18 protein-coding genes are annotated in these 17,164 nt (G+C 67.0%); 13 read left to right on the top strand and 5 right to left on the bottom strand.

The window, feature by feature from the left end; genetic code table 11:
• From B2X67_RS14980 to B2X67_RS14965, 4 genes are all read left to right on the top strand, one after another.
• A partial coding sequence (locus B2X67_RS14980) for an NAD(P)/FAD-dependent oxidoreductase (protein ID WP_286785981.1) occupies positions 1 to 484 on the top strand: 484 nt, incomplete at its 5' end.
• A gap of 108 nt (positions 485 to 592) precedes the next feature.
• Positions 593 to 1,561: a YbgA family protein gene (locus tag B2X67_RS14975; RefSeq protein WP_286785980.1), complete on the top strand. Its 969-nt coding sequence runs from the start codon at positions 593 to 595 to the stop codon at positions 1,559 to 1,561.
• Positions 1,562 to 1,603: 42 nt separating this feature from the next.
• A complete protein-coding gene (gene phrB, locus B2X67_RS14970) occupies positions 1,604 to 3,025 on the top strand; it encodes a deoxyribodipyrimidine photo-lyase (RefSeq protein ID WP_286785979.1) in 1,422 nt (473 codons plus the stop codon).
• 190 nt (positions 3,026 to 3,215) lie between these two features.
• Entirely contained in the window at positions 3,216 to 3,533 is a 318-nt protein-coding gene (locus tag B2X67_RS14965; protein ID WP_273233521.1) for a YkgJ family cysteine cluster protein, read from the top strand.
• 46 nt (positions 3,534 to 3,579) lie between these two features.
• Here B2X67_RS14965 and B2X67_RS14960 read toward each other — a convergent pair whose 3' ends face one another.
• Positions 3,580 to 4,857 (bottom strand): uracil-xanthine permease family protein, encoded by a 1,278-nt coding sequence (locus B2X67_RS14960; RefSeq protein ID WP_282338978.1) that lies wholly within the window; start codon positions 4,855 to 4,857, stop codon positions 3,580 to 3,582.
• 2 nt (positions 4,858 to 4,859) lie between these two features.
• Positions 4,860 to 5,498, bottom strand: coding sequence for a uracil phosphoribosyltransferase (gene upp, locus B2X67_RS14955; RefSeq protein ID WP_090228767.1), 639 nt, complete (start codon positions 5,496 to 5,498; stop codon positions 4,860 to 4,862).
• A gap of 256 nt (positions 5,499 to 5,754) precedes the next feature.
• On the opposite strand from upp, the gene B2X67_RS14950 reads away from it, so the two are divergent.
• Positions 5,755 to 6,312 carry a hypoxanthine-guanine phosphoribosyltransferase gene (locus tag B2X67_RS14950; RefSeq protein WP_273233519.1) on the top strand — a complete coding sequence of 186 codons (558 nt, stop codon included), beginning with the start codon at positions 5,755 to 5,757 and terminating at the stop codon, positions 6,310 to 6,312.
• 374 nt (positions 6,313 to 6,686) lie between these two features.
• Here B2X67_RS14950 and dauA read toward each other — a convergent pair whose 3' ends face one another.
• A complete protein-coding gene (gene dauA / locus B2X67_RS14945; RefSeq protein WP_282338977.1) occupies positions 6,687 to 8,414 on the bottom strand; it encodes a C4-dicarboxylic acid transporter DauA in 1,728 nt (575 codons plus the stop codon).
• A gap of 142 nt (positions 8,415 to 8,556) precedes the next feature.
• On the opposite strand from dauA, the gene B2X67_RS14940 reads away from it, so the two are divergent.
• Complete coding sequence (locus tag B2X67_RS14940; protein ID WP_282338976.1) at positions 8,557 to 8,844, top strand: PA4642 family protein; 288 nt, start codon at positions 8,557 to 8,559, stop codon at positions 8,842 to 8,844.
• Positions 8,845 to 9,200: 356 nt separating this feature from the next.
• On the opposite strand, the gene mqo is transcribed toward B2X67_RS14940, so the two are convergent.
• Entirely contained in the window at positions 9,201 to 10,718 is a 1,518-nt protein-coding gene (gene mqo, locus B2X67_RS14935) for a malate dehydrogenase (quinone) (protein ID WP_286785978.1), read from the bottom strand.
• Positions 10,719 to 11,466: 748 nt separating this feature from the next.
• Here mqo and B2X67_RS14930 point away from each other — a divergent pair.
• Together B2X67_RS14930 and B2X67_RS14925 are read left to right on the top strand one after the other, a co-directional pair.
• Complete coding sequence (locus B2X67_RS14930) at positions 11,467 to 12,051, top strand: YajG family lipoprotein (RefSeq protein ID WP_090228754.1); 585 nt, start codon at positions 11,467 to 11,469, stop codon at positions 12,049 to 12,051.
• A gap of 353 nt (positions 12,052 to 12,404) precedes the next feature.
• A complete protein-coding gene (locus tag B2X67_RS14925; RefSeq protein WP_273233512.1) occupies positions 12,405 to 12,647 on the top strand; it encodes a hypothetical protein in 243 nt (80 codons plus the stop codon).
• Positions 12,648 to 12,711: 64 nt separating this feature from the next.
• Here B2X67_RS14925 and B2X67_RS14920 read toward each other — a convergent pair whose 3' ends face one another.
• Positions 12,712 to 13,875 carry a 1-acyl-sn-glycerol-3-phosphate acyltransferase gene (locus B2X67_RS14920; protein WP_090228748.1) on the bottom strand — a complete coding sequence of 388 codons (1,164 nt, stop codon included), beginning with the start codon at positions 13,873 to 13,875 and terminating at the stop codon, positions 12,712 to 12,714.
• 99 nt (positions 13,876 to 13,974) lie between these two features.
• On the opposite strand from B2X67_RS14920, the gene B2X67_RS14915 reads away from it, so the two are divergent.
• The 5 genes from B2X67_RS14915 (at position 13,975) to B2X67_RS14895 (ending at position 17,003) form a co-directional block, all read left to right on the top strand.
• On the top strand, positions 13,975 to 14,157 hold the full coding sequence (locus B2X67_RS14915) for a CPXCG motif-containing cysteine-rich protein (RefSeq protein ID WP_282338974.1): 183 nt from the start codon (positions 13,975 to 13,977) through the stop codon (positions 14,155 to 14,157).
• Positions 14,158 to 14,418, top strand: coding sequence for a putative signal transducing protein (locus tag B2X67_RS14910; RefSeq protein WP_282338973.1), 261 nt, complete (start codon positions 14,158 to 14,160; stop codon positions 14,416 to 14,418). It abuts the gene before it with no gap.
• A gap of 9 nt (positions 14,419 to 14,427) precedes the next feature.
• On the top strand, positions 14,428 to 15,042 hold the full coding sequence (locus tag B2X67_RS14905) for an SOS response-associated peptidase (RefSeq protein ID WP_286785977.1): 615 nt from the start codon (positions 14,428 to 14,430) through the stop codon (positions 15,040 to 15,042).
• A gap of 91 nt (positions 15,043 to 15,133) precedes the next feature.
• Complete coding sequence (locus tag B2X67_RS14900) at positions 15,134 to 15,949, top strand: M48 family metallopeptidase (protein ID WP_282338971.1); 816 nt, start codon at positions 15,134 to 15,136, stop codon at positions 15,947 to 15,949.
• Between the two features lie 64 nt (positions 15,950 to 16,013).
• Positions 16,014 to 17,003: an NAD-dependent epimerase/dehydratase family protein gene (locus B2X67_RS14895; RefSeq protein WP_286785976.1), complete on the top strand. Its 990-nt coding sequence runs from the start codon at positions 16,014 to 16,016 to the stop codon at positions 17,001 to 17,003.
• The last annotated feature ends 161 nt before the right edge of the window (positions 17,004 to 17,164 follow it).

The raw sequence follows: 17,164 nt of genomic DNA, 5'->3' as shown, positions 1-17,164 counted from the left end.
GGCCGCGCCGAAGCTGGCCGGGGCCGCGGCCACGGTGGCGATGGAGCCGACCTGGGCGGTGGCGCTGGCCTTCGCCACGCCGCTGGAAACCGGGCTGGAGGGTTGCTTCGTGCAGGACGGCCCGCTCGACTGGCTGGCGCGCAACCGTTCCAAGCCGGGGCGCGACAACCAGCCCGACACCTGGGTGCTGCACGCCACCAGCGCCTGGACCCGGCAGCACCTGGACATGCCCAGGGAGCAGGTCATCGAACACTTGCACGGCGCCTTCGCCGAGATGATCGGCTGCGCGGTGCCGGCGCCGACGTTCACTTTGGCGCACCGCTGGTTGTATGCGAAGCCGTCCCTGGCCCATCAATGGGGGACGCTGGCGGATGTCGATCTCGGCCTGTACGCCTGCGGCGACTGGTGCCTGTCCGGGCGCGTCGAGGGCGCCTGGCTGAGCGGTCAGGAAGCCGCGCGCAAGCTGCTGGAGCACCGCCGCTGATCCGTTGTCGCAGGGCGCCGAGGCCGTCGTAGATTGACTTGGCGAACGCTTTCTTGAACGATCAAAGTTGTACGCGATCAATTTCCTGTACAACCTTGGAGAGTGCATATGGCCAGTGCTATTCCCGCATCGACAAAGCCCCGGCTCGGCATCAGCGCCTGCCTGATGGGCTCCGAGGTGCGCTTCAATGGCGGCCACAAGGAGTCGCGTTTGTGCAGCCAGGCACTGGCGCAGCATGTCGAGTTCGTCGCGCTCTGTCCCGAGGTCGCGATAGGCCTGGGCATTCCGCGTGCGGCTATCCGTCTGATCGATCATCCCCAGGGACCACGCGCGGTGGACAGCCGTGATCCGTCCCGCGATCACACCCAGGCGCTTCACGACTACGGCCAGGGTATGGCGGCAGAGCTGGATGGCCTGAGCGGCTACATCTTCATGCAGAAGTCGCCGTCCTGCGGGCTGCACCGGGTCAAGCTGTATGGCGACAACGGCAACCCGGTCGAGGGCGGCGGGCGCGGCATCTTCGCGGCCGCCATCACCGAGCGGCTGCCGGACCTGCCGGTGGAGGAAGAAGGCCGTCTCAACGATCCGGTGCTGCGCGAGAACTTCCTCACCCGCGTGTTCGCCTACGCCGAATGGCGGGCGCTGCTGCGTGACGGCCTGACCCGCGGCGCGATCATCGGCTATCACTCGCGCTACAAGTACCTGCTGATGGCCACCGACCCGGTGCAGTACAAGGCCATCGGCCGGCTGCTCGGCAGTCTCGGCGAGCACGATCCGCAGGTGCTCGGCTCGCGCTACTTCAGCGCGCTGATGAGGGCGCTGCGCAAATGCGCCACCCGCGGGACCCACAGCAACGTGTTGCAGCACCTGAGCGGTTACCTGCGCGGCAGCCTGGATAGCGACCAGCGCCAGGAAATCCAGCAACTGATCGAGCAGTACCGCCAGGGCATCGTGCCGCTGGTGGTGCCGATGACGCTGCTCAAGCATCACTTCCGCCAGCACCCGCATCCCTACATCGAGCGCCAGGCCTACATGCAGCCGCATCCCGAGACCCTCAGCCTGCGCAACGCCCTCTGAACCCCGCGGCATCGCGCCGCGCTTCACCGGATAAGGACCTCCATGTCCCAGCTGATCTGGTTCCGCAGCGACCTTCGCGCGCAGGACAACAGCGCCCTGCATGCCGCTCTCGGCGCGGGGCCGACCATCGCCGTTTACCTGATCGCTCCCGGGCAATGGCGCCGGCATGATGACGCCGACTGCAAGGTCGACTTCTGGCTGCGCAACCTGGCCGAACTGCGGGGCGCGCTCGGCGCGCTGAACGTGCCGCTGCTGATTCGCCAGGCGGACGACTGGAGCGCCGCGCCGCGCCTGCTCGCGGCCCTGTGTCGCGAGCATGAGATCCGCGCGGTGCAGGTGAACGACGAGTACGGCGTCAACGAAAGCGCGCGCGACGCGGCGGTGGAGCAGGCGCTGAAGGCCGACGGCGTGGCCTTCCGCCGGCACCTCGACCAGTTGTTCTTCGCCCCGGGCAGCGTGCTCACCCAGTCCGACGGCTATTTCAAGGTCTACGGGCAGTTCCGCAAGCAATGCCTCCAGCGCCTGCACGCGGCCTTGCCACATTGCCTGCCGGCGCCCAGGGCGCAGGCGCCGATGAAGCTGGCCAGCGATTCGCTGCCAAAGACGGTCGAGGGTTTCGCCACGCCCTCCCGTTCGCTGATCGAGCTGTGGCCGGCCGGCGAGAGAGCCGCGCGCAAACGCCTGGATGCCTTCGCCGACGAGGACATCGGCGATTACCACGTCGAACGCGACTTCCCCGCGCAGCCCGGCACCAGCCGCATCGGCGCCTACCTCTCGGCCGGCGTGGTCTCCCCGCGGCAGTGCCTGCACGCCGCTCTGGCCAGCAACGGTGGCGAGTTCGACAGCGGCAATCCTGGCGTCACCACCTGGATCGACGAGCTGCTCTGGCGCGAGTTTTACAAGCACATCCTGGTCGGCTACCCGCGAGTGTCCATGCACCGGGCCTTCAAGCCGGAAACCGAGCGCCTGCCCTGGCGCCAAGCGCCGGCGGACCTGGAAGCCTGGCAGCAGGGGCGAACCGGGATTCCCATCGTCGACGCGGCGATGCGGCAGATGCTTGGTTGTGGCTGGATGCACAACCGCCTGCGGATGATCAGCGCGATGTTCCTCAGCAAGAACCTGCTGATCGACTGGCGCGAGGGCGAGCGCTGGTTCATGCGCCACCTGATCGACGGCGATCTGGCGGCGAACAACGGCGGCTGGCAGTGGAGCGCCTCCACCGGGACCGACTCGGTGCCGTACTTTCGCATCTTCAACGCGGTCAGCCAGTCGCAGAAGTTCGACCCGCACGGCGACTTCATCCGCGAGTGGGTGCCGGAGCTGGCAGGGATCAAGGGCAAGCAGATCCATTCGCCCGGCGCCAAGGGCGGCGACCTGTTCGGCCGCGCGGAGTACCCGGCGCCGATCGTCGACCTCGGCGAAAGCCGCCAGCGCGCATTGGCGGCGTTCAGGAACCTGCGCTAGGTGTCGACCGGGCGCCCGCCTGCGGTGCGCATGGCGCACCCTACATGAGACCGCGGCGCACGCTCCTTAGATTGCGCCGCGCGCCCCGGTGACGTTCGTGCAGGCCTCGCCTGCGCAAACTGCGCGTCCTGCTCAAGCCAGCCATCCGCCCATCGCCTGCCGCGCACGCCACCGGCGTACACTGCGCGGCATGTCCGACTCCTCCCGCCATGTTCCCCATCACCAGATCACCGCGCCCGCGGTGTCCTGCTCGACCTGCGCAGCCTGTTGCTGTCGGCTGGAAGTGCTGCTGCTCGGCGACACCGGCGTGCCCGAACGTTACATCGACACCGCGGAGTGGGGCGGCGACGTGATGCGCCGGCTCGACGACGGCTGGTGCGTGGCGCTGGACCGGGACAGCATGCGCTGCACCATCTACGCCAACCGGCCGCAGGTTTGTCGGGACTTCGAGCTGGGTTCGGCGGAGTGCATGGACGAGCGCGAGGGTATCGTCGGCGCCTATCGCTAGGCGGGAAGGGGCGCCGCCGCACCGGGGGCACGGCGGCGGGAGCGGATCACTCCTTGGCGTCGAGCTCCTGGGGCTCGATCAGCGGCTTGCTCTTCCAGTGGCCGCCGCCCGGCAGCAGCAGGTTCAGGCCGATGGCGACGATGCCGCACAGCGAGATGCCTTTGAGGCCGATGTCGCCGTTGCCGATGACCATGCCGCCGATGCCGAACACCAGGGTCACCGAAACGATCACCAGGTTGCGCGCCTCGGCCATGTCCACCTGGTGGCGGATCAGCGTGTTCAGGCCGACCACGGCGATCGAGCCGAACAGCAGGCAGAGAATACCGCCCATCACCGGGACCGGAATGCTCTGCAGGCCGGCGCCGAACTTGCCGATGAAGGCCAGGACGATGGCGAAGCCGGCCGCCCAGGTCATGATCTTCGGGTTGTAGCTCTTGGTCAGCATCACCGCGCCGGTGACTTCGGCGTAGGTGGTGTTCGGCGGGCCGCCGAACAGGCCGGCGGCCGAGGTGGCCAGGCCGTCGCCGAGCAGCGTGCGATGCAGGCCGGGCTTCTTCAGGTAGTCGTTGCCGGTCACGCCACCGACCGCGATGACCCCGCCGACGTGTTCGATGGCCGGCGCCAGGGCGACCGGAACCATGAACAGGATCGCGCCCCAGTGGAATTCCGGCGCGACGAAGTGCGGCATGGCCAGCCAGGGCGCGGCGGCGATGCCAGCGGTGTCGACCAGGCCGAAGGCGAACGACAGCCCGTAGCCGACCACCACGCCGGCGAGGATTGGCACCAGGCGGAAGATGCCCTTGCCATAGATCGCCACCAGCAGCGTGGTCAGCAGCGCCGGCATCGACACCAGCATCGCCGTGCCGTAGGGAATCAGCTGCGCGCTGGCGTCGCCGGTCTTGCCCATGGCCATGTTCACCGCCACCGGCGACAGGCCCAGGCCGATGGAGATGATCACCGGGGCGATCACCACCGGCGGCAGCAGGCGGTCGATGAAACCGACGCCCTTGATCTTCACCGCGAGGCCCAGGAAGGTGTAGACGAAGCCCGCGGCGACCACGCCGCCGAGCACCGCCGGCAGGCCGAACTCACCCTTGGCGACGATGATCGGCGCGATGAAGGCGAAGCTCGAGGCGAGGAACACCGGCACCTGGCGCCCGGTGACCAACTGGAACAGCAGGGTGCCGAGGCCGGCGGTGAACAGCGCGACGTTGGGGTCCATGCCGGTGATAAGCGGCATCAGCACCAGCGCGCCGAAGGCGACGAAGAGCATCTGTGCACCGGAAATGATCTGCTTCCATAGCGGATCGTTGTACTGCTGCATGCTCAGTTGTCCTTCTGCTTGGTGCCGAAGATCTTGTCGCCGGCATCGCCCAGGCCCGGGATGATGTAGCCCTGCTCGTTGAGGTGCGAATCGATCGAGGCGGTGTAGATCGCCACGTCGGGATGCGCCTCGGTGACCGCCTTGATGCCTTCCGGCGCGGCGACCAGCACCAGCGCGCGGACTTCCTTGCAGCCGGCCTTCTTCAGCATGTCGATGGTGGCGATCATCGAGCCGCCGGTGGCCAGCATCGGGTCGATGATCAGCGCCAGACGCTGGTTCAGCTCGCCCACCAGTTTCTCCAGGTAGGTGTGCGCGGCGAGGGTTTCCTCGTTGCGCGCCAGGCCGACGACGCTGACCTTTGCACCGGGAATCAGGCTGAGCACACCGTCGAGCATGCCGATGCCGGCGCGCAGGATCGGCACCACGGTGATCTTCTTGCCGGCGATCTTCTCCACCTGCACTTCGCCGCACCAGCCTTCGATGGCGCAGGTTTCCAGCGGCAGGTCGTTGGTCGCTTCGTAGGTCAGCAGCGCGCCGACTTCCTGGGCCAGTTCGCGAAAATTCTTGGTGCTGATGTCGGCGCGGCGCATCAGGCCGAGCTTGTGGCGGATCAGCGGATGGCGGATCTCACGGATGGGCATGGGAATTGGTCTCCGGCGGGCAAAAAAATCGCGATAGAGTACTGCATTGGCTGGCTCAACGCGCGTTCCGCAGCATCTTGCATAGGCTATTTTTGCGCTGAGTCAGTTCCCCGCGATGATGGCCGCCATCCCCCGCGGCCCGCCGCCGAACGATGTCGCCGCGGGCTTGCGGGGCGGGTGCCGGATAGGTACCTTTGCCGCCCTTCAAAGCTGACGCCCCGATCAACTTCGCCGTCCCACCCAAGAGGATACCGCCATGTCCGCCGAGCTCGCCCACATTCGCCAGGTGATGGCGGAAGCCGATTGCCTGCACACCGAAGCCGACGTGGAAGCGGCCATCGCGAAGATGGCGCTGGCCATCAACGCCGAGCTGGCGGAGCGCAATCCGGTGGTGTTCTGTGTGATGAACGGCGGTTTGATCTTCTCCGGCAAGCTGCTGCCGAAACTGAACTTCCCGCTCGAGTTGTCGTACCTGCACGCGACCCGCTACCGCAACCAGACCAGCGGCGGGGAGCTGTTCTGGAAGGCCAAGCCGGAGATCTCCTTCATGGACCGCGACGTGCTGATCATCGACGACATCCTCGACGAGGGACACACCCTGGCGGCGATCATCGACTTCTGCCGCCATGCCGGTGCCGCCAACGTGCACACCGCGGTGCTGGTGGACAAGGATCACGACCGCAAGGCGCGGCCGGATCTGAAGGCGGATTACGTCGGGCTGTCCTGTGTCGATCGCTACGTCTTCGGCTACGGCATGGACTATAAGGGCTACTGGCGCAACGCTGCGGGCATCTACGCGGTGAAGGGACTCTGACGCACGGAAGCGCCGCGCGACCGTAGCGAGTGGGATGGATGACCTCCTCGAGGCTCGAGCAACTGCCTCGTTGCGCATGGCGCACCCTGCGGTGGCGAATCTGTAGGGTGCGCCGCGCGCACAGTCCACCGCGTAGGGTGGATCGCGCCTCATCGATCCACCGGGCGGTGTGACGGAGCGAGTAGGGCGGCTGACATCCACGAGGCTCAAGCAACTGCCTCGTTGCGCATGGCGCACCCTGCGGTGGAGAATCTGTAGGGTGCGCCGCGCGCACCGTCTGCCGCGTAGGGCGGATCGCGCCTTACCGATCTACCGGGCGGTGTGACAGAGGGTGAAAAGAGCGTCAGCTACGCGCCCCGATCCACCCTGCATCGCTACAGTGGAACCTCCCCCTCCATCCAGCGCAGCGCCTTCTCCCTCGCCTGGCGCAGGTCGCGGACGTAGGCGAGCCGGCCTTCGTGGCGATGGATGCCGGCGCGGCGCAGCTTGAGGCGCACGCGCGGATGGGTGCCGACCAGGACCAGGCCGATGCCCTGCCGGCGGTAGTCGCCCAGTACGTTCTCCAGCGCCGCCAGCGCGGTCATGTCGAGCATGGGTACGGCGCTCAGTTCGACGATCACCACCTTCACTCCGGGGCTGAACTTGCGCAGCGCGCTAAGGGCCTTTTCTGCCGCGCCGAAGAACAATGGGCCGCGGATGGCGTAGGCGGCGACGTGTTCCGGCAGGTCCTGCAGCGCCTGGTGAAAGCCGCGCGGCAGGGCGGCGGTATCGGTCAGCTCGCTCATCCGCTTGATGAACAGCCCGGCGGCCAGCAGCAGGCCGACGCCCACCGCCAGCACCATGTCGAAGACCACGGTGAGCGCCAGGCAGGTCAGCAGCACCAGCACGTCGCTGCGCGGGGCGATTCTCAGCGTGTGCAGCACGTGCGGCGGCTCGCTCATGTTCCAGGCCACCATCAGCAGCAGCGCCGCCAGCGCCGCCATGGGCAGGTAGCTGAACAGGGGCGCGAGCAGCAGCATCGCCGCCAGCACCACGCCTGAGTGGATGATCGCCGCCAGCGGCGAAAAGGCGCCGGCGCGGACGTTGGCGGCGCTGCGGGCGATCGCTGCGGTGGCGGTGATGCCGCCAAACAGCGGCGCCACCAGGTTGCCGATGCCCTGGCCGATCAATTCGGCATTGGGGTCGTGCTTGCTGCCGCTCATGCCGTCGGCGACCACCGCGCAGAGCAGCGATTCGATGGCGCCGAGCATGGCGATGGCGAACGCCGGCGCGAGCAACTGGTGGATCAGCTCGAAGCTCAGCACCAGCGGCTGGCCGTCCGCGCCGGGCAGGTTCCAGGGCCAGGCGAAGGCCGGCAGGAACGGCGGGATACCGGGATGACTGACGCCATCCTGCAGGTAGCTGAAGCGTTCGCCGAGGGTCGCCACCGGCAGACCGACGCGCTCAAGCAGCAGCCCGAGACACGCCCCGAGCAACAGCGCCACCAGGTGGCCCGGCACCTTGCGACTGACCCGCGGCCAGATGATCAGCAGCGCCAGGCAGGTGATCCCCACCAGCGCGTCGCCCAGTTGCAGGCTGGGCAGCGCGCGCAGCAATGCGCCGAGCTGTTGCAGGTAATGCTGGGGGTGGCCGTCCAGGCTCAGGCCGAGGAAATCCTTCATCTGCAGGGTGGCGATGACGATGCCGATGCCGGCGGTGAAGCCCAGCGTGACCGGATAGGGCACGAATTCGATCAGGCGCCCGGCGCGCAGCAGGCCGAGGGCGACGAGGATCAGCCCGGCGAGCAGGGTGCACAACAGCAGGCCGCCGATGCCGTATTGCTGGGTAATCGGCAGCAGGATCACCACGAAGGCGGCGGTCGGTCCGGAGATGTTGAAGCGCGAGCCGCCGAACAGCGCGATCAGCGGCGCGCCGACCAGCACCGTGTAGAGCCCGTGCTGCGGCGGCACGCCGACGGCGATGGCCAGCGCCATGGCCAGGGGGATGGCGATCACCCCGACGGTCAGGCCGGCGGCGATGTCGCCGCGCAGGGCGTTCCATGAATAACCGGCGCGACGGGTCTGGCGCCAGGCGGCGAATAGCGGAGGAAAGGAAATCGACATGACGGCTCCAGGGCGGATGCCCGCCCAGTATACGGCGCGTCCCAGGCGCTTCGCATGACCTGAAGCGTCCGCCGCGTTGAGCCTCGTGCGCCGCGCGGAGTACACTGCCGGCCCCGTGAAATTCGCTGTGCTGGAGCCCAGAATGCGCAAAGACAAGAAACAGGTGATTGGTGAAGAAATCGGCGACGAGCCGATCAAGCTGTTTCTCGAGGTGGAGCCGGCCGATGACACGCCGCCCTCGCTGCACAAGCTGGTCAAAGCCTACCGCGGCCTGCGCGTCGACGACTTCGAGCGCTTCGTCCGTTTCTTCGTCGAGGCGGGCTACGACCTCGACGCGCAGGACGCACAGGGCAACGACTTCGTTGCGCTGATCCGCGACCAGCGCATGGCCCAGGCCTATATCGAGATCATCGAAGCCGCGCGCCGCTGAGATTCTTCATCGAGCCGCCTGCCGCAGGGTGCGACATGCGCACCGCCTGGCGATGCAGCGGACCCTGCTGGTGCGCGCGGCGCACCCTGCGTTTAGCCTTGAAGCGCCGGATTGACCGCCGTAGGGTGCGGCATGCGCACCGCCGGGCGACGCAGCGTATCTCGCCGGTGCGCGCGGCGCACCCTACGTTGAGCCCCGAAGTGCCGGATTGGCTGCCGTAGGGTGCGCCATGCGCACCGCGTGGTGATGCGGCGCATCCAGCGGCGGGATCATCGAATTACCAAGCCTTCCGGACCTGGACCGCGACCATAAAAAAACCGCCATCGCTGGCGGTTTTTTGTTTGCGCAGGGCCTGCTCAGATCACGCCTTCCGCCACTTCCTGACGGGCGACCAGCTGCAGACGTTCGTTGCAGCGTGCGCTGACCTCGCGGTACAGCGCGGCGTCGCTTTCCAGCTGTTTCTCGCGAGCCGGGAAGATCTCCTGCAGCTTGCTCGTCCACTGCTCCGAGCGAGCCTGCTCGGCGAAGCAGCGCTCGATCAGGCCGAGCATGATCGACACGGTCACCGAAGCGCCCGGCGAGGCGCCCAGCAGCGCGGCGATGGAACCGTCGCGCGAGGCAACCAGCTCGGTGCCGAACTGCAGCACGCCGCCTTTCTTGGCGTCCTTCTTGATGATCTGCACGCGCTGACCAGCGATCTCCAGGCGCCAGTCCTCGGGCTTGGCCTGCGGGTAGAAGCGTCGCAGGGCGTCGAGGCGCTGCCCCATGGACTGACGCACTTCGCTGATCAGGTAGCGGGTCAGGTCCATGTTGTCGCGCGCCACGGCCAGCATCGGGCCGATGTTGCCCAGGCGGATCGACAGCGGCAGGTCGAGGAACGAGCCGTGCTTGAGGAACTTCGTGGTGAAGCCGGCATAAGGCCCGAACAGCAGGGACTTCTTGCCGTCGACCACACGCGTGTCGAGGTGCGGAACCGACATCGGCGGCGAGCCGACCGCCGCCTGGCTGTAGACCTTGGAGTCGTGCTGCCTGACCACCTCGGGGTTGTCGCAGCGCAGCCACTGGCCGCTCACCGGGAAGCCGCCGTAGCCTTTGCTTTCCTCGATACCCGAGGCCTGCAGCAGCGTCAGCGCAGCGCCGCCGGCGCCGAGGAACACGAAGCGCGCGTTGACTTCACGCTCGGCGCCGCTTTCGTTGTGCTTGATGGAGACCGTCCAGCCCTTGCCGGTGCGCTTCAGGCCGGTGACCTTCTGGCTGTAGGTGACAGTGCTGTTCGGCTGGCTGACCAGGTGCGCCAGCAGCGAGGTGGTCAGGGCGCCGAAGTTGACGTCCGTGCCATTCTCCACGCGGGTCGCGGCGATGGCCTCGCCGGCCGGGCGGCCGGGCATCATCAGCGGCATCCAGCGCGCCAGGGTGGCCTTGTCTTCGCTGTATTCCATGGAGGAAAACGCGTGGTGCCCGGACAGCGCGGCGAAGCGCTTCTTCAAATACTCGATGCCCGCCTGGCCCTGGACGAAGCTCAGGTGCGGCACCGGATTGATGAAGGACTTCGGCGAGGCGAAGGTGCCTTTCTCCACCAGGTGTGCCCAGAACTGCTTGGACACCTCGAACTGGGTGTTGATGTGCACGGCCTTGTCGATATTGATAGTGCCGTCGGCAGCCTGTGGCGTGTAGTTCAGTTCACAGAGGCCGGCGTGGCCGGTGCCGGCATTGTTCCAGGGGTTGGAACTCTCCGCCGCGCCGGAGGACATCGACTCGACGACTTCCAGACGCATGCTGGGGTCGAGTTCCTTGAGCAAGGCCGCCAGTGTCGCGCTCATGATGCCGGCTCCCACCAGCAGCACGTCCAGCGTTTCGTTTTCGTGTTGCGCCATCAACGCTTCTCCAAAACCTGCATCGTCAAAGGAAATGCAGACGACCTTTCAAGCTGAAAGCCGCAGGGGCCTCGAGTTCCGTCAATCGGAGTCGCGACCCGGTCGTCCTGTCCGGTCACGCGTCGATCGCCCAGGCAAGGCCAGTGGGGCAAGTCGGCGCGCTGTTCGCCCGTCTCCGCGAGGAGGAAGGCGCAAATGCCGTCAGTGGGTCAGGTGGAAGCGCTGTCTTTCTTGTTGGTTACAGACCTGTTCATGCTCGCCACACTCTCGTGAAGTTGTGAAAACCCGTCATCCCACGCTCTTTTGGAGTCGTGAACCTCGAAGTCGGTGCTGCCGGTTCCGCCGATCGGGGGCGATTAAACGCCGCCTTCAGGCAAATTGCTCTACGCAATTAGTGGAAGCTCGGCGCGGCGGGGCAGCACGCTTGGGCGACTCTCCTCGCCGATCGGTGGCGCGCGGGTCGCGCGATGGCCGTCGGCATGGGGTGCCCTTTTATAATCGGGGGCGATTATACCGGCGAATTCCCGGTCGTGGCTGCTCGCTTGTGACTTTCCTCCGTCGTCCGGTCAGATCGGCGACACCCGCCTGAAGCCTGCTCCGAGGTCGAACGATGGGACGTTCGATCGATAGAATCGGCGCGCCCGCAGTCATATGCCCAAGGCCCGCGAGAATCCGCTCCCGGCCGCTGTCGGCGCCACGCGACGCTCGTTATACTCGCGCCCATCGATGCCCACCAGGAGAGAAGAGCATGCGAAATCGCCTGTTGCTGAGTCTGTTCGCTGTCGCCAGCGTGACTCTTGCCGGTTGTGCCCTCAGCCCGCAGCAACTCGACCCGGATCCGAAGATCAATGCCCAGATCAACCCCGTTGGCCACGGCCAGCCGGTGGTGGTTCGCGTGGTGGACGGGCGTCCGTCGCCGTCGCTCGGTACCCGCGGTGGCCTGTACGCCGAAACCAGCACCATCAGCGTCGCGAGCACCAGCGTCGTGCCCAAGCTGCAAACCCAGGCCGAGGCCGCGGTTCGCCTGCTCGGCTTCACGCCGTCGGCCAACGCCTACAACGCGCCGCAGCTGACCATCATCCTCTCCGAGCTGAAGTACCAGTCGCCGAAGGACGGCGTGTACGTCACCGAGGCGGATATCACCGCGACCTTCCGCACCGAAGTGAAGAACAGCCAGCGCAGCTACAACGGTCGCTACGGCGCTTCGCTGAACCAGCGTTTCGGCAGCGCGCCGAACCAGCAGACCAACACCAAGCTGGTCAGCGACGTACTGAGCGATGCGCTCAGCCGCGTGTTCAAGGACCAGACCATCGGCCAGATGCTTTCGCAGTAAGCACCCGGTCGATCGAGAAAGCCCGGTTCGCCGGGCTTTTTTGTGGGCGCCTGCCGGTCAGGGATGCGATCTTCGCGGAGGGTGCGCCATGCGCACCATGGGCCTCCACGGTGCGCGCGGGGCACCCTACGTCTGCGTATAAGGACCAACCCGCGGCAGATGCTTTACCGTGATTGGCAGGCGCCTTCGCGGTGCGCTATGCGCATCACGGGTCTGCGCGGTGCTGCGGCGCACCCAGCGGCGATCTGCTGGCACTGTGACATTCGTCGGAAAGCCGCTACGGTCGCGTGGCGTTGGGTAGACTCCTGCGCCGTATTCGCTGATGCCCGTGTGGCTTTCTCGCCGAGGTTTCGATGTCCCTGTCGTTCTGGCTTTCCAATCCCGCGCAGTCGATCAACCTGCTGGCGCTGTTCTTCGCCGTGGCCGGCAGCTGGGTGCTGATCGCCACCCAGCTGCGCGGTGCGCTGTGGCGCCCGGTCGCCGCCGTTGAAGGGGCCGAGCCTCGGCGCGCGCGGCTGGACCGCTTCTTCAACCGCTTCGGCGGCGCCTGCCTGGGCGTGGCGCTGGTGGTTTCCTGGGAAAGCACACGTCTGTAACACGGCCTCCGCGAACCAAGGAAAAGGCGACCGAGGTCGCCTTTTTTCATGCCTCGCGCCGACGCTAGAGCGGCAGGCCGGCCTTGACGCGGTACTGGTTGCGCACCGGCGTGGCGTATTGCAGGACCATGTACGGGCGTTGCTCCGGCAGGCAGGCGTCCAGGCGTTTCTGCCATTCCTGCCGGGCGCGCGCCACTTCCGCTGCCGGGAACACCTGTTCGGCGCTGGGCACTTCCAGCGCGGGGTCGCGCTCGGCCCACATCGAATAGGCCAGGTAGTGCACCGGGAACAGCCGGTAATGGGCGAGGATGCGGCGGTCCAGCTCCTGCGCCAGGCCCTTGCTGTCGGTGAAGCCGCTGTCCACTACTTCGCCGAAGTTGATGTGCACACGACCCTTGTAGCCGGTGATTCCCAGGGCGATGCTGGTGTCGTCCTCGCCGGGCGATTTGACGTACTCGCCGGTGGTCGCGCGAATGCACAGCTCGCGCGCCTTGGCCTGATCGCAGGGGTCATACTCGTAGCTGATCGACACCGGGACCAGGCGCAGGCTGGCGATGACCGCGGCGAAGTCCTCGTCCTTGCGGCTCATGTGGAACATCTTCAGGATCGCCGAATCGGTACGGTCGTCGCCGTCCTTGGCGCGGCCTTCGGCCTGGGCGATCCAGATCGACTGGCCGTCGTTGCGGATCGAGTGACTGATGTAGGCCGAGAGCAACTGGTAGGCGGCAAGCTTCTCGCGGCGACCGGTCAGCGAGCGGTGCACGATGAAGCTCTTGTTCAGGCGCATCAGGTCGCTGACGAAGGGTCGTTGCAGCAGGTTGTCGCCGATGGCGATGCGCGGGGTCGGCAGGCCGGCGTGGTACACCGCGTAGTTGACGAAGGCCGGGTCCATCACGATGTCTCGGTGGTTGGCGAGGAACAGATAGCTGCAACCGGCCTTGAGCTGCTCTACGCCGGAGTAGGTGACACCGTCGGTGGCGCGCTCGATGGTGCGGTCGACGTAGGTCTCGATCTTGTCCTGCAGCGCGGAGACCGATTCGATGCCGCGCACTTCCTTGTTGAGGCGCCGCGCGATCAGCGGCTTGAGTGCCCAGCCGAACGGCCCGGCCAGTCGCGGGAAGCGGAAGCGGGTAAGGATGTCGAGGAATTGCCGGTCGGCGAACAGGCGGGCCAGAACTGCTGGCACTTCGGCGTCGTCGTAAGGTCGGATGGCGTCGAATTCGCCCATCTTGTTCTCTATGGAAAGGGTCATGGGAATACGGTTGGCGCAGGCGTCGCGCTGCCGGAGTAAAAGGCGATTATACCTGCAAGTCGCATGGAGACCGTGATGCTCGAATCCCAGGAATATCAGTGCCCCTACTGCGGCGAATCGGTCGAGTCGCTGCTCGACCTCTCGGCGGGCGACCAGCAATACATCGAGGATTGCGCGGTGTGCTGCCGGCCGATTGTTTTCGATCTGCGCAGCGACGGCATTGACTGGCGTCTCGATGTGCGGCGGGAGGATGAATGAATGCGGCGAATCTACGAACCACAGGACCTGATCGAAGCAGAGATGCTCATCGGCATGCTCGCCAGCGAAGGCATCACCGTGCACCTCAGCGGCCGGCATCTGGTCGGCGCGCTCGGCGAGCTGCCCCTGGGTGGCCTGCTTGGGCTGCTGGTGGATGATGCCGAGGCGCTGCGCGCGCAAGCCTTGATCGCCGCGTACAATGCCGCGCAGCCGCTGGCTGCCGACGAGCCGGACAGCATTCCCGGCTCCCTGTTGTGTTGAGATAACCGCATGTCTGGACGTATCGCCCTGTTTCGCTGGACGCCTGCGCTGGCGGCGCTTCCGGGTTTTCCTGCCGACCACCGGCCGCACTGGAACCAGGCGCCGGGCGCCAACCTGCTGATGCTGCGCCAGGGCGAAGGCTCGCGCGAAGTGGCGCGGGCGCGCTGGGGGCTGACGCCGGCCTGGCTCACCGACCTGTCGCGCACGCCGGCGCACGCGCGCAGCGAAACCCTGGCCGAGCAGCCGATGTTCCGCGAGGCGTTCCGCGAGCGCCGCTGCCTGGTACCGGCAAACGGCTTCTACGAGTGGCGTGGCGCGCGCAAGCGGCCCTACTGGATCACCGGCGAGGCCAGCGTGCTGCACCTGGCGGCGATCTGGGAGGCGTATCCGGTGGGCGAAATTCTCTACCTGAGCCTGGCGCTGATCACCCAGGCCGCCGCCGACCTGCGTCGTCCGCTGTTGCTGGACGACGCCGAGCAGCAGCAGTGGCTCGATCCGCAGAGCAGCGACACGACCCTGCGCAGGCTGCTGATCAAACCGCCGACGGCGCTGCGGGAACGCGCCCTGGCCGGCATTGTCAACGACCCGAAGGTCGACGCGCCCGAGTGCCTGACCCCTGCGTGAACCGGGCGATGTCGCCCTCGACCGACGTGCCGCTCGGTTGCCGCGCACCGACCCGCGGCCTAGCATACGGGCACTTTTCTGGAGAACCCCGATGACCAAACCCTTCTTCCTTTCCGGCCTGTGCGCGGCACTCCTGCTGAGCGGTTGCCAGGCGGTGAACACCACCAACGGCGGCGCCGTCGGCGTCGAGCGCAAGCAGTACATGTTCAGCATGCTGTCGACCGAGCAGGTCAACCAGATGTATGCCCAGTCCTACCAGGAAACCCTTACCGAGGCGTCGGGCAAGGGGCTGGTGGACAACAACTCGGCGATCGGCAAGCGCGTGCAGGCGGTCGGCAAGCGGCTGATCGCCCAGGCACCGGTGTTCCGCCCGGATGCCGCGCAATGGCAGTGGGACATCAATCTGATCAAGAGCGACGAGCTGAACGCCAACTGCGGTCCCGGCGGCAAGATCATCGTCTACAGCGGCCTGGTGGAGCAGCTCAAGCTGAGCGACGACGAACTCGCCGCGGTGATGGGCCACGAAATCGCCCACGCGCTGCGCGAGCACGGCCGCGAGGCGATGTCCAAGGCCTACGGCGTGCAGATGGCCAGCCAGCTCGGCGCGGCCTTCGGTGTCGGCCAGGGCAGCCTGCAACTGGCCAACACCGGCGTGCAGTACCTGATGACCCTGCCCAACAGCCGCGCCAACGAGAACGAGGCCGACCTGATCGGCCTGGAGCTGTCGGCGCGTGCCGGCTACAACCCGAACGCCGCCATCAGCCTGTGGGAAAAGATGAGCAAGGCCAGCGAAGGCGCGCCGCCGGAATTCATGAGTACGCACCCCTCGTCCAGCTCGCGGATCTCCTCGTTGCAGGCCGCGGTGCCGAAGGTCATGCCGTTCTATCAGCAGGCCAAGGGCGGCTAAGCCGCGACACGGTCATCGACCCGGACCGCGCGCGTCGCGGTCCCCGGCGGGAAAGGGAGTTCGCTTGAAAGTCGCCATTTTCGGTGCCACCGGCCTGATCGGCCACCATGCGGCGCGCGCGGTACGGGCGGCCGGCCACGAGCTGGTGGTGATCAACCGGCCGTCCTCGCGCACCGCGCGCGTGGCCTACCTCGAGCCGGAGCAGCGCTCCGCCGAGCTACTCGACCACGCCGCGCTGTGCCGCGCGCTGGATAATCTCGACGGCGTGATCTTCTGCGCCGGGCACTATCCGGGACGGCCGCGGCGCTGGCAGGACGAGGTGGCCAGCGCGCTGGACCAGACCAGCCACTTCTACGCCGCCTGCCGCCAGGTCCAGGTGCCGCGCATCGTCTACGTCGGCTCGGCGATCGCCATGCCGGTGCATCCGCAGGGTCTGCCCGGGCATGAAGGGCTCTTCTACGAAGGGCTGCCGCCGTGGCACAACGCTTATCTGATGTGCAAGTGGGCGCTCGACGAACAGGCCCGCGAGCAGGCGCGCAACGGTTTGCCGGTGGTCATCGGGATTCCCGGAATGGCCATCGGCGAGTTCGATTTCGGCCCATCCACCGGGCGCATCGTCACCGCCATCGGCAACCGCGAGATGAGCCGGTACGTTCCTGGCCGGCGCAACCTGATCGACGCCGGCGAGGCGGGCGTAGGGCTTCTCGCGGCACTGCAGAAAGGCCGCGCCGGCGAGCGCTACCTGCTCGTCGGCCATGACATCGAGATGGCCGAGCTGACCGAGATGATAGCTGCTGCGCTGGGTGTCGAGGCGCCGCAGCCGCTGTCGCTGGTCCGCGCCAAGGCGATTGCCCGTCTCGGTCGGCTGCGCCAGCGGCTGACCGGATACGAGGCGCTGCTGGACGATACCGCCATCGCGGTGATGGCCGGCGGGCAGTTCCTCGACGGCCGCAAGGCGCGCGAGGAGCTCGGCTTCCAGAGCCGCGTGCCGTTGCATGAATCCCTCGCCCGCGCCATCGCCTGGTTCCGCGAGAACGGCTACCTGCGCGGCTGACGTAGAATGGGCCAGGCGCATCGCCCGATGTGCCGGTCACGCGCCGGTGTCACGTGCGCCGCAACCCGACGGGCGTGGTATCGCCGAACACCGCCTGGTGGGCTACGCGGCGGGGGGCTGGTGGGGTATCTGTCGATCCGGCACTCGCCGCTAACCCACCC

Source organism: Pseudomonas sp. UBA3153, from assembly GCF_002364635.1.
GTDB classification, from domain to species: domain Bacteria; phylum Pseudomonadota; class Gammaproteobacteria; order Pseudomonadales; family Pseudomonadaceae; genus Pseudomonas_O; species Pseudomonas_O kuykendallii.
This window is presented reverse-complemented; position numbering and strand designations above follow the sequence as displayed.

What these genes read in the sequence shown, in the direction of transcription:
- B2X67_RS14950 (WP_273233519.1), top strand. Translation starts at nt 5,755, where the DNA reads ATGTCCGCCGAGCTCGCCCACATTCGCCAGGTGATGGCGGAAGCCGAT.
- B2X67_RS14930 (WP_090228754.1), top strand. Translation starts at nt 11,467, where the DNA reads ATGCGAAATCGCCTGTTGCTGAGTCTGTTCGCTGTCGCCAGCGTGACT.
- B2X67_RS14915 (WP_282338974.1), top strand. Translation starts at nt 13,975, where the DNA reads ATGCTCGAATCCCAGGAATATCAGTGCCCCTACTGCGGCGAATCGGTC.
- B2X67_RS14925 (WP_273233512.1), top strand. Translation starts at nt 12,405, where the DNA reads ATGTCCCTGTCGTTCTGGCTTTCCAATCCCGCGCAGTCGATCAACCTG.
- B2X67_RS14920 (WP_090228748.1), bottom strand. Translation starts at nt 13,875, where the DNA reads ATGGGCGAATTCGACGCCATCCGACCTTACGACGACGCCGAAGTGCCA.
- B2X67_RS14940 (WP_282338976.1), top strand. Translation starts at nt 8,557, where the DNA reads ATGCGCAAAGACAAGAAACAGGTGATTGGTGAAGAAATCGGCGACGAG.
- B2X67_RS14975 (WP_286785980.1), top strand. Translation starts at nt 593, where the DNA reads ATGGCCAGTGCTATTCCCGCATCGACAAAGCCCCGGCTCGGCATCAGC.
- B2X67_RS14900 (WP_282338971.1), top strand. Translation starts at nt 15,134, where the DNA reads ATGACCAAACCCTTCTTCCTTTCCGGCCTGTGCGCGGCACTCCTGCTG.
- dauA (WP_282338977.1), bottom strand. Translation starts at nt 8,414, where the DNA reads ATGTCGATTTCCTTTCCTCCGCTATTCGCCGCCTGGCGCCAGACCCGT.
- upp (WP_090228767.1), bottom strand. Translation starts at nt 5,498, where the DNA reads ATGCCCATCCGTGAGATCCGCCATCCGCTGATCCGCCACAAGCTCGGC.
- mqo (WP_286785978.1), bottom strand. Translation starts at nt 10,718, where the DNA reads ATGGCGCAACACGAAAACGAAACGCTGGACGTGCTGCTGGTGGGAGCC.
- B2X67_RS14965 (WP_273233521.1), top strand. Translation starts at nt 3,216, where the DNA reads ATGTCCGACTCCTCCCGCCATGTTCCCCATCACCAGATCACCGCGCCC.
- B2X67_RS14960 (WP_282338978.1), bottom strand. Translation starts at nt 4,857, where the DNA reads ATGCAGCAGTACAACGATCCGCTATGGAAGCAGATCATTTCCGGTGCA.
- B2X67_RS14905 (WP_286785977.1), top strand. Translation starts at nt 14,428, where the DNA reads ATGTCTGGACGTATCGCCCTGTTTCGCTGGACGCCTGCGCTGGCGGCG.
- phrB (WP_286785979.1), top strand. Translation starts at nt 1,604, where the DNA reads ATGTCCCAGCTGATCTGGTTCCGCAGCGACCTTCGCGCGCAGGACAAC.
- B2X67_RS14910 (WP_282338973.1), top strand. Translation starts at nt 14,158, where the DNA reads ATGCGGCGAATCTACGAACCACAGGACCTGATCGAAGCAGAGATGCTC.